Below are 9,915 nucleotides of genomic sequence, written 5' to 3'. Positions count from 1 at the left end.
GCGGGCGGCGCGCACGCCGGTGCGCTGGCCGTCGGGCTGGAGGTGGCCGCGCTGCTCGCGGCCCTGCCGCACCTCACCGAGGCCGAGCACGCGGTGTCGGTGTCCACCGCGGTCACGCTGTCCGCGCAGGCCCGGCGGGGCCGGGAGGTCGCGTTTCGCGGAACGCTCGACCGGCGCACCGGCCGGTCCGCGTTCACCTCGGTGACGGCCGTCTGCGACGGCGTCGTGGTCGCCCGGGCCCAGGTCGTGAAGGCCGTCGTCGGCCTTCAGCCGGGGTAGGCGGCGTCGAAGAACGCCAGCTCCAGGTCCACCGCGCGCACGAACAGCGCCGCGACCCGCTCCCGGTGGGTGGGGTCGAGGCGGTCGGCGGCGCGGTCGAGCTCGTCGCGCAGGAACGCGACCCACTCCTCGAACTCGACGCCGCGGTGCAGCTCGATCCACTCGCGGGAGATCCGGTCGTCGGGGGTGGTGGCGCCCGGCCGTGTCGCCCAGTCCAGGTACAGCCACTCGGCGACGACCAGCACGGCCAGCGTCTCGGCGTACCCGGCGTCGCGTGCCTCGTCCATCAGGTCGACGAACCCGACGGTCGGCGCGGTCCGCTCCGGCTCGGTGTGCCCGTCCAGCTCACCGAGCGAGCGCTCGAAGTAGTCGTTCTCCGGGCCCGCGACCAGCCCCAGCTGACGGGCCAGCCGGACCCGCGGGCCGGGCCGGTCGGCCGTCGCGACGGCGGCGCCGAGCAGCGCGAGGAACGAGTCGACGAACTGCAGGTCCTGCTCCAGGTAGTGCCGCAGCACGCCGCGGTCCAGGCTGCCGGACCACAGCTCGTCGACGAACCGGTGTCCGACCGCCGCGTCCCAGGTCGCGGCCGTCGACTCGCGCAGCTGCACGCTGAATCCCATGTCGCCCAGGCTAGGCGCAGCCCCCGGACGCGGCCCGGGCTGTGACAACGGACGACGCCCGGGTGACCATTGCGCAACGCACCGGCCACCGCCCGCTGTGGCACCGAGCAGGGGAGGCGCCATGACGGAGACCGCGAACCGGACGGAGGCCGGTGGCGAGCTGAAGGCGGGGCTGCGCGACCGGCACGTCACGATGATCAGCATCGCCGGGGTGATCGGCGCCGGGCTGTTCATCGGCTCCGGCAGCGCGATCGCCACCGCGGGCCCCGCGGTGCTGCTGGCCTACCTCTTCGCCGGGACGCTGGTCGTGCTGGTGATGCGGATGCTCGGCGAGATGGCGGCCGCGCAGCCGGACTCCGGCTCGTTCTCCACCTACGCCGACCGGGCGATCGGGCCGTGGGCCGGGTTCACCGTCGGCTGGCTGTACTGGTGGTTCTGGGTCCTCGTGATCCCGGTGGAGGCCACCGCGGCCGCGGTCATCCTCAACTCGTGGCTGCCGGGGGTGCCGCAGTGGGGCTGGGCGCTGGCCGTCACCGTGCTGCTGACGGTGACCAACCTGTTCTCCGTCGCCAACTACGGCGAGTTCGAGTTCTGGTTCGCCCTCCTCAAGGTGGTCGCGATCATCGCGTTCATCGTCGTCGGGGTGCTCGCGGTGCTGGGCCTGCTGCCCGGCTTCGTCGGCGACGACTCGTCGGTGTCGGGGCTGTCCCGGCTGGTGTCCGAGGGCGGGTTCCTGCCGAACGGGCCGGGCGCGGTGGTCGCCGCGGTGCTGGTGACGATGTTCAGCTTCATGGGCACCGAGATCGTCACGATCGCGGCTGCGGAATCCGGCGACCCGGCCCGCGGGATCGGCCGGGCCACCCGCTCGGTGATCTGGCGGATCGCGGTGTTCTACCTGGCCTCGATCCTGCTCGTCGTCGCGATCGTCCCGTGGAACGACCCGCGGCTGCCCGAGGTCGGCTCCTACCAGGCGGCCCTGGAGGCGCTGGGCGTCCCGTCGGCCAAGCTGATCGTCGACGTCGTGGTGCTCGTCGCCGTCGCCAGCTGCCTGAACTCGGCGCTGTACACGGCGTCGCGGATGCTGTTCTCCCTCGGTCGCCGCGGGCAGGCCCCGGACCTGGTCAACCGGACCACCGGGCAGGGTGTGCCGCGGTTCGCGGTGCTCGGGTCGACGCTGGTCGGATTCGTCGCGGTGATCGCGAACTACGCCTTCCCAGAGGAGGTCTTCGCCGCGCTGCTCGCGACCTCCGGCGCGATCGCGCTGCTGGTCTACCTGGTCATCGCGGTGTCCCAGCTGCGGATGCGCCGGGTGCTGGAGCGCGACGGCGTCGCGATGCCGGTGCGGATGTGGGGCTACCCGGTGCTCACCTGGTCGGTGATCGTCGTGATCCCGGTGGTGCTCGTCTACATGGCCACCCGCGAGGGCTCGCGCTTCGAGCTGGGCATGACCGCGCTCATCGCGGCCGGCGTCGTGGGTGTCGGCGTGCTGCTCACCCGGCGTCGCGCGCGGGCCGTCGTGCGGTGACCCACGGCGCTCGCCTACGGTGATCACGCGCGAGGGGGTGGGGCGATGACGGCGCGAGCACTGGTCCGCGACGGGACCATGCCGCTGTGGCAGCAGCTGCTCGCGGACCTGCGCCGCCGGCTGTCCGACGGCGAGTTCGACGAGGCCCTGCCCGGCGAGTTCGCGCTGGCCGCCGACTACGGGGTCAGCAGGCACACCGTGCGTGAGGCGCTGCGCCGGCTGCGGGAGGACGGCGCCGTCGTCGCCGGGCGGGGGCGGGTCGCCCGCCCGACCGTGCGCTCGGAGATCGAGCAGCCGCTCGACGAGCCGTACTCGCTCTACGTGGCGGTCGAGTCCGCCGGGCGCACCCAGCGCAGCGTGGTGCGGACCTTCGAGGTCCGCGCCGACGGCGTGGTCGCGGCCCGGATGGGGCTGGAGGAGTCCACGCCGCTGGTGCACCTGGAGCGGCTGCGTCTCGCCGACGCCGAGCCGCTCGCCGTCGACCGGGTGTGGCTGCCCGAGGAGCTGGCGGCGCCGCTGCTCGACGTCGACTTCACCCACACCGGCATCTACCCCGAGTACCGGCGTCGCTGCGGGATCCGCGTCGACGGCGGCATGGAGAACATCCGGGCCGTGCTGCCCGGGCGCGGCGAGCGGGAGCTGCTCGGCATCGACGAGGGCGTCGCCGCCCTGTCGATCGAGCGGCTCGGCCTGTCCGCCGGGCGGCCCGTGGAGTGGCGACACACCCTGGTCCGCGGCGACCGGTTCTCGGTCACCGCCCGGTTCTCGTCCCGCTCGGGTTACCGGGTGGACCTCAACGAGCCCGGCTGAGGCGGGCTCAGGCCGGGACCGAGACGCCGATCCCGCCGCGGGTGTCCGCGCCGTAGCGGGCGATCTCGGCCGCGATGTCGAGCGGCTCGATGCGCATGTCGTGGTCGTCGCCGTCGATCAGGGCCGCCGGGACCAGCCAGCACACCTCGAACTCCAGACCGTCGGGGTCCTTCGCGTAGAGCGCCTTGGTCGTGCCGTGGTCCGAGGCGCCGACCAGCGCCCCGGCCGCCTGCAGCCGCTCGCCGATCCGGGCGAGCTCGCCGAGGGTGTCGACCTCCCACGCCAGGTGGTAGAGCCCGACGGTGCCGCGGCCCGCCTGCGAGGCCCCGGCCTGCGCGCCGATCCCGAACAGGGCGAGGTCGTGGTCGTTGGTCGAGCCCTCGGCCTGCAGGAACGCACCGCGCCCGCCCGGGAGCTCGACGACCGGGCGGAAGCCGAGGGTGTCGCGGTAGAAGCCGACGCTGCGCGCGACGTCGCGGACGTAGAGGACGGCGTGGTTGAGACGCTGGACGGGCACGGCTGCTCCTTTGGTTGAACTTTCAACCGACTACGGTACGCGATGACCCGTGAGAGTTCAACGAGTCACCAGCCAGGTCAGGACGACGGCCGAGCGGGTGTGGTCGACGTCGGCCGCGAGCCGCAGCCGCTCCAGAGCGTCCTCCAGGGACCGCACGTCGCGCGAGCGCAGCAGGACCAGCGCGTCGGCCTCCCCGGTGACCGTCCCCGCCGTGACGACCTCCGGCACCGCCGACAGCATCCGCTGCAGCTCGGCCGGGGCGACCGTGCCGCGGCAGAACAGCTCGACGTAGGCCTCCACGCCCGGGGCCCGTTCGGCGTCCGGGTCCACCTGCACGGTGAAGCCCCGCACCACGCCGCGGGCGGTCAGCCGGTCCACCCGGCGCCGCACCGCCGACGCCGACAGGCCCACCCGCTCGCCCAGCTCGGCCCAGCCGGCCCGCCCGTCGACCCGGAGGAGGTCCAGCAGTCTGCGGTCGATCGCGTCGATCCCGTCCACGACGCCGGATGCTAGACCGGAGCGCGCGGAACCAGCGCCGAGCCGGTACAGCACGCGCAGATCGTGCGCCTGAAGCCGGGAAACGCACGGGGTAGGCGCGCCATGCTGTGCCCATGACCTCTGTGCTGATGTGCCGCCCCGAGCACTTCACGGTGAGCTACCGGATCAACCCGTGGATGCGTCCGGAGCAGGCGACCGACACCCGGCTCGCGCTGGCGCAGTGGGAGACCCTGCACGCGGTCTACCGCGACCTCGGGTTCGACGTCCGGCTCGTCGACCCGCTGCCCGGGTACCCGGACATGGTCTACGCCGCCAACGGCGGCACCGTGATCGACGGGACCGCGCTCACCGCCCGGTTCCGGCACACCGAGCGCGCCGCCGAGGGGCCCGCGTACGGCGCGTGGTTCCGGGCCGCCGGGTTCGCCGTGCACCAGGCCCGCCACGTCAACGAGGGCGAGGGCGACCTGCTGCTCGTCGGCGACACCGTCTACGCCGGCACCGGGTTCCGGACCGACCCGCGTGCGCACGGCGAGGCCGCGGAGGTGTTCGGCCGCGAGGTCGTGTCCCTGCAGCTGATCGACCCGCGCTACTACCACCTCGACACCGCGTTCGCGGTGCTCGACCCGGCCGGCGGGCCGGGCGCGGTCGCCTACCTGCCCGGCGCGTTCGACGACGCCTCCCAGGAGGTGCTGCGGTTCCGCTTCCCCGACGCGGTGGTCGTCTCCGACGACGACGCGGCCGTACTGGGCCTGAACTGCTTCTCCGACGGGCGCACCGTCGTCCACGCGCCCCAGGCCGAGAAGTTCGCCGCCGACCTGGCCGAGCGCGGGTTCGGCACCGTCGGCGTCGACACCGCGGAGCTGCGCCGGGGCGGCGGCGGGATCAAGTGCGCCACGCTGGAGCTGCGGTCGTGACCGCCGTGGTACCGGGCACCGACCCGCAGATCGCCCTCGCCGAGGAGTTCGGTGTACGGAACTACGCGCCGTTGCCGGTGGTGCTGTCCCACGGCGACGGCGCCTGGGTCACCGACGTCGACGGCGTCCGCTACCTCGACGCTCTCGCGGGCTACTCCGCGCTCAACTTCGGGCACCGCCACCCCGCGCTCACCGCGGCCGCGCACGCCCAGCTCGACACGCTCACCCTGACCGCGCGGGCGTTCCACAACGACCGGCTGCCGGCGTTCCAGCGCGATCTCGCCGCGCTGACCGGCACCGAGGCCGTCCTGCCGATGAACACCGGCGCGGAGGCCGTCGAGTCCGCGGTGAAGGTCGCCCGCGCCTGGGGGTACCGGGTGAAGGGCGTGCGGCCGGGGGCGGCGCGGATCGTCGTCGCCGGGGGGAACTTCCACGGCCGCACGACGACGGTGGTCTCGTTCTCCGACGACCCGGTCGCCCGCGACGACTTCGGCCCGTTCACCCCCGGCTTCGACCGCGTCCCCTACGGCGACGCCGACGCGCTGGCCGCCGCCCTCACCGACGACACCGTCGCGGTGCTGCTCGAACCGGTCCAGGGCGAGGCCGGGGTGCTCGTGCCGCCGCCCGGCTACCTGCGCGCGGTCCGCGAGCTCACCGAGCAGCGGGGCGTGCTGCTGGTCTGCGACGAGATCCAGTCCGGGCTGGGCCGGGCCGGGGCCACGCTGTGCGCCGACCTGTCGGGGGTGCGCGCCGACCTCTACACCCTCGGCAAGGCGCTCGGCGGTGGGATCGTGCCGGTCAGCGCCGTCGTCGGGCGGCGCGACGTGCTCGGCGTGCTGCGCCCCGGCGAGCACGGCTCCACCTTCGGCGGCAACCCGCTCGCCGCCGCCGTCGGGTCCGCGGTGTGCGCGCTGCTGGCGACGGGGGAGTACCAGGCGCGGGCCCGTGAGCTCGGCGCGCACCTGGACGCGCGGCTGCGTGCGCTGCCCGGGCTCACCGCCGTGCGCGGGGTGGGGCTGTGGTCCGGCGTCGACGTCGACCCGCGGATCGGCACCGGCCGCGACGTGTGCGTCGCACTCGCCCGGCAGGGGGTGCTGGCCAAGGAGACACACGGCGTGACCGTGCGGCTGTCCCCGCCGCTGGTGGTCACCCACGACGAGGTGGACGTGCTGGTGGACACGTTCGGGACCGCGCTCGGGGACCTTTCCCGCGGGTAGGTGGCAGGCTGTCGGCCATGCCGACCCTCGTACTGCTGCGCCACGGTCAGAGCGACTGGAACGCGAAGAACCTGTTCACCGGCTGGGTGGACGTGCCGCTCTCCTCCCAGGGCGAGGCGGAGGCCCGCCGGGGCGGCGAGCTGCTGGCCGAGGCGGGCGTCGCGCCCGACGTCGTACACACCTCGCTGCTGCGCCGGGCCATCTCCACCGCGAATATCGCCCTCGACGCCGCCGACCGGCACTGGATCCCGGTCAAGCGCGACTGGCGCCTCAACGAGCGCCACTACGGCGCGCTGCAGGGCAAGGACAAGAAGCAGACCCTGGAGCAGTACGGCGAGGAGCAGTTCATGCTCTGGCGCCGCTCCTACGACACCCCGCCGCCCGCGATCGAGAAGGGCTCGGAGTACTCCCAGGACGCCGACCCGCGCTACGCCGGCGTCGACGCCCCGCTGACCGAGTGCCTGGCCGACGTCGTCGACCGGTTCCTACCCTACTGGACCGAGGCCGTGGTGCCGGACCTGCGCGAGGGGAAGGTCGTGCTGCTCGCCGCGCACGGCAACTCGCTGCGCGCGCTGGTGAAGTACCTCGACGGCATCTCCGACGCCGACATCGCCGGCCTGAACATCCCCACCGGCATCCCGCTGGTCTACGACCTCGACGACGACCTGACGCCGACGAACCCGGGCGGGCGCTACCTCGACCCGGCCGCGGCGCAGGAGGCCATCGCCGGGGTGGCGAACCAGGGCCGCTGACCCCACCGCCCCCGCCCGCTGCACCCCCGGGGATGTCCCCAGGGTCACTTTCGTGGCTTAGAGCGCTACGAGAGTGACCCTGGGGGCACCCCGGGGCGGGGGGGGGGAGGGGTTCGCTGAACCCACGGTGAACGGGGACCGAACAGTGTCGCGCGGAGGGGTCGCGGGCGTCACCATCCGGTGTCCGGCGCTGGTCAGGGGGTACCCCCGGCTGCCTACCATGCACCCGTGACCACGCTCGCGTGGCTGATCACGGCCCTCGCCCTGCTCCTCGGTCTCACCGCCGGGGCCGCACTGGCGCGACGGTCGTCGCACGGCCGACCCAGCCCCGGCACCGGCCGCCCCCCGGCGGACCCCGTGGCCGCCGACGGACCCACCCTCGGCGAGCTGCTGCACCGCACGTTCCGCCAGTCGAGCTCCGGGCTCGCCGTGGTCGGGGCCGGCGGCGAGGTGCTCCTGCACAACCCGCGGGCCGCCGCGCTCGGCGCCGTCGCCGGTGAGCGGCTCGACCCGCGCGCGCTCGCCGCCTGCCGGCGCGTGCAGGGCAGGGACCGGCTGCTCGCCTCCGGCGACTACACCGTCGATCTCTCGCCGCTGGACCGCACGCCCCGCGGCCCGGTCGCGGTGCAGGCCAGGGTCCGCTCCCTCGGCGACGGCTTCGCGCTGGTCGAGGCCGTCGACACCTCCGAGGTGGCCCGGCTGGAGGCGACCCGGCGCGACTTCGTCGCCAACGTCTCGCACGAACTCAAGACCCCGGTCGGCGCGGTCGCGCTGCTGGCCGAGGCCCTGCTCGACAGCCTCGACGGCCTGGAGCCCGCCGACGGCGGCGAGCCCGACCCCGACGCCGTCTGCGAGGTCCGCCGGTTCGGCGACAAGCTGCTGCGCGAGGCCACCCGGATGGGGAACCTGGTCTCGGAGCTGATCGCGCTGTCCCGGCTGACCGGCGCCGAACGGCTCCCCGCGCTGGCCGCCGTCGACGTCGACGAGGTCGTCTCCGAGGCGCTGGCCCGCAGCCGCACCTCCGCCGAGTCGCACGCCGTCGAGATCACCGCCGACGAGACCTCGGGGCTGGTCGTCGACGGCGACCGCACGCTGCTCGTCACCGCGCTGACGAACCTGCTGGAGAACGCGATCGCCTACTCCGCGGCGGACTCGTCGGTGTCGGTGAGCCGCCGCTCGGTCGACGGCTCGATCGAGATCGCGGTGACCGACCGCGGCATCGGCATCGCCCCCGAGCACCAGCAGCGGGTCTTCGAGCGCTTCTTCCGGGTCGACCCGGCCCGCTCGCGGGCCACCGGCGGCACCGGTCTCGGCCTGGCGATCGTCAAGCACGTCTGCGCCAACCACGGTGGCGAGGTGCGGCTGTGGAGCCGTCCCGGCACCGGATCGACCTTCACCATGCGCCTGCCCGCCCGGATGGGCATCGGCGGCGCCCCCCACGGTGAGGCTGCCGCAGGCAGCTCCCCCCAGACCGCCGGAACCGGAGGATGAGATGACCAGGGTGCTGATCGTCGAGGACGAGGAGTCCTTCGCCGACCCGCTCGCGTTCATGCTGCGCAAGGAGGGGTTCACCACCGCCGTCGCGGCCAACGGCAACGACGCGCTGAGCGAGTTCGACCGCAACGGCGCCGACATCGTGCTGCTGGACCTGATGCTGCCCGGCATGAGCGGTACCGACGTCTGCAAGGCGCTGCGTTCCCGCTCCGCCGTGCCGGTGATCATGGTGACCGCCCGCGACAGCGAGATCGACAAGGTCGTCGGGCTGGAACTCGGCGCCGACGACTACGTCACCAAGCCCTACTCGGCGCGCGAGCTCATCGCCCGAGTCCGCGCGGTGCTGCGCCGCGGGGGCGAGACCGGCGGCGAGACCGAGGGCGGCACCGGTGTGCTGGAGGCCGGGCCGGTGCGGATGGACGTCGAGCGGCACGTCGTGTCGGTCAACGGCGACGAGGTCGCGCTCCCGCTCAAGGAGTTCGACCTGCTGGAGTACCTGCTGCGCAACGTCGGGCGGGTGCTCACCCGCGCCCAGCTGATCGACCGGGTGTGGGGCGCGGACTACGTCGGCGACACCAAGACCCTCGACGTGCACGTCAAGCGGCTGCGGTCCAAGGTCGAGGGCGACCCCTCGACGCCCAAGCACCTGGTCACGGTGCGCGGGCTCGGCTACAAGTTCGACGTGTGAGCCAGGGGTTGCCCGACCGTCGATAACGGCTCGGTAACCTGATCGGGTGCGCCTGGCCGTTCTCGACGTGGGGTCCAACACCGTTCACCTCCTGGTGGTGGACGCCCACCGCGGTGCTCACCCGAAGCCCATGTCGTCGGAGAAGGACCAGCTGCGCCTGGCCGAGCACCTCGACCGCAGGGGAGCGCTGGGCCGCGACGGCGTGAAGGCGCTGCTGGAGAGCGTGCACCGGGCCCGGGACACCGCCCGGGCCGCCGGCTGCGACGACCTCCTGGCGTTCGCCACGTCCGCGCTGCGCGACGCGACGAACTCCGCCGAGGTCCTCGCCCGGGTGCAGCGCGAGACCGGGGTGGCGCTGGAGGTCCTGCCCGGCGAGGACGAGGCCCGCTGGACCTTCCTCGCCGTCCGCCGCTGGTGCGGCTGGTCGGCCGGGCGCCTGCTCGTGCTCGACATCGGCGGCGGCTCGCTGGAGCTGGCCGTCGGGCGCGACGAGACCCCCGACGTCGCCGCGTCGGTGCCGCTGGGTGCGGGCCGGCTGACCCGCGACGCGTTCACCTCCGACCCGCCGTCGCGGGCGGAGGTCGCCGCGCTGACCGAGCGC

11 protein-coding genes and 1 pseudogene are annotated in these 9,915 nt (G+C 74.1%); 9 read left to right on the top strand and 3 right to left on the bottom strand.

What is annotated here, in order from left to right:
• Nucleotides 1-279 (top strand): thioesterase, FlK family (locus GTW08_RS15370; RefSeq protein WP_202417207.1); only part of this gene is annotated, 279 nt, incomplete at its 5' end.
• Here the strand turns inward: GTW08_RS15370 and GTW08_RS15365 are convergent.
• A complete protein-coding gene (locus GTW08_RS15365; protein ID WP_073576583.1) occupies nucleotides 267-899 on the bottom strand; it encodes a TenA family protein in 633 nt (210 codons plus the stop codon). The genes GTW08_RS15370 and GTW08_RS15365 overlap by 13 nt on opposite strands.
• A gap of 121 nt (nucleotides 900-1,020) precedes the next feature.
• Here GTW08_RS15365 and gabP point away from each other — a divergent pair, with 121 nt between their 5' ends.
• Nucleotides 1,021-2,424, top strand: a complete 1,404-nt coding sequence (gabP, locus tag GTW08_RS15360) for a GABA permease (RefSeq protein ID WP_073576582.1) — start codon at nucleotides 1,021-1,023, stop codon at nucleotides 2,422-2,424.
• Nucleotides 2,425-2,469: 45 nt separating this feature from the next.
• The gene (locus GTW08_RS15355; RefSeq protein ID WP_073576581.1) at nucleotides 2,470-3,234 is read left to right on the top strand and encodes a GntR family transcriptional regulator; all 765 of its coding nucleotides are present in this window, start codon (nucleotides 2,470-2,472) and stop codon (nucleotides 3,232-3,234) included.
• Nucleotides 3,235-3,241: 7 nt separating this feature from the next.
• On the opposite strand, the gene GTW08_RS15350 is transcribed toward GTW08_RS15355, so the two are convergent.
• Nucleotides 3,242-3,751: a VOC family protein gene (locus tag GTW08_RS15350; protein ID WP_073576580.1), complete on the bottom strand. Its 510-nt coding sequence runs from the start codon at nucleotides 3,749-3,751 to the stop codon at nucleotides 3,242-3,244.
• Nucleotides 3,752-3,808: 57 nt separating this feature from the next.
• Nucleotides 3,809-4,240 (bottom strand): AsnC family transcriptional regulator, encoded by a 432-nt coding sequence (locus GTW08_RS15345; RefSeq protein ID WP_073576889.1) that lies wholly within the window; start codon nucleotides 4,238-4,240, stop codon nucleotides 3,809-3,811.
• 122 nt (nucleotides 4,241-4,362) lie between these two features.
• On the opposite strand from GTW08_RS15345, the gene ddaH reads away from it, so the two are divergent.
• The 6 genes and pseudogenes from ddaH to GTW08_RS15315 form a co-directional block, all read left to right on the top strand.
• Nucleotides 4,363-5,163, top strand: a complete 801-nt coding sequence (gene ddaH / locus GTW08_RS15340; RefSeq protein ID WP_073576579.1) for a dimethylargininase — start codon at nucleotides 4,363-4,365, stop codon at nucleotides 5,161-5,163.
• Nucleotides 5,164-5,168: 5 nt separating this feature from the next.
• Complete coding sequence (rocD, locus tag GTW08_RS15335) at nucleotides 5,169-6,380, top strand: ornithine--oxo-acid transaminase (protein ID WP_304580166.1); 1,212 nt, start codon at nucleotides 5,169-5,171, stop codon at nucleotides 6,378-6,380.
• A gap of 17 nt (nucleotides 6,381-6,397) precedes the next feature.
• Complete coding sequence (locus GTW08_RS15330) at nucleotides 6,398-7,132, top strand: phosphoglyceromutase (RefSeq protein WP_237453871.1); 735 nt, start codon at nucleotides 6,398-6,400, stop codon at nucleotides 7,130-7,132.
• Between the two features lie 228 nt (nucleotides 7,133-7,360).
• A complete protein-coding gene (locus GTW08_RS15325) occupies nucleotides 7,361-8,623 on the top strand; it encodes a sensor histidine kinase (RefSeq protein ID WP_083658796.1) in 1,263 nt (420 codons plus the stop codon).
• Nucleotide 8,624: 1 nt separating this feature from the next.
• Nucleotides 8,625-9,314, top strand: coding sequence for a response regulator transcription factor (locus GTW08_RS15320; RefSeq protein WP_062398072.1), 690 nt, complete (start codon nucleotides 8,625-8,627; stop codon nucleotides 9,312-9,314).
• 46 nt (nucleotides 9,315-9,360) lie between these two features.
• Nucleotides 9,361-9,915, top strand: a pseudogene (locus GTW08_RS15315) (hypothetical protein); the annotation flags it as partial.

The organism is Pseudonocardia sp. SID8383, from assembly GCF_009864975.1.
Taxonomy (GTDB): domain Bacteria; phylum Actinomycetota; class Actinomycetes; order Mycobacteriales; family Pseudonocardiaceae; genus Pseudonocardia; species Pseudonocardia alni.
The sequence above is the reverse complement of the archived record's forward strand: the minus strand, read 5'-3'. Positions and strand labels throughout refer to the sequence as shown.

What these genes read in the sequence shown, in the direction of transcription:
- GTW08_RS15320 (WP_062398072.1), top strand. Translation starts at nt 8,625, where the DNA reads ATGACCAGGGTGCTGATCGTCGAGGACGAGGAGTCCTTCGCCGACCCG.
- GTW08_RS15330 (WP_237453871.1), top strand. Translation starts at nt 6,398, where the DNA reads ATGCCGACCCTCGTACTGCTGCGCCACGGTCAGAGCGACTGGAACGCG.
- gabP (WP_073576582.1), top strand. Translation starts at nt 1,021, where the DNA reads ATGACGGAGACCGCGAACCGGACGGAGGCCGGTGGCGAGCTGAAGGCG.
- GTW08_RS15355 (WP_073576581.1), top strand. Translation starts at nt 2,470, where the DNA reads ATGACGGCGCGAGCACTGGTCCGCGACGGGACCATGCCGCTGTGGCAG.
- GTW08_RS15365 (WP_073576583.1), bottom strand. Translation starts at nt 899, where the DNA reads ATGGGATTCAGCGTGCAGCTGCGCGAGTCGACGGCCGCGACCTGGGAC.
- ddaH (WP_073576579.1), top strand. Translation starts at nt 4,363, where the DNA reads ATGACCTCTGTGCTGATGTGCCGCCCCGAGCACTTCACGGTGAGCTAC.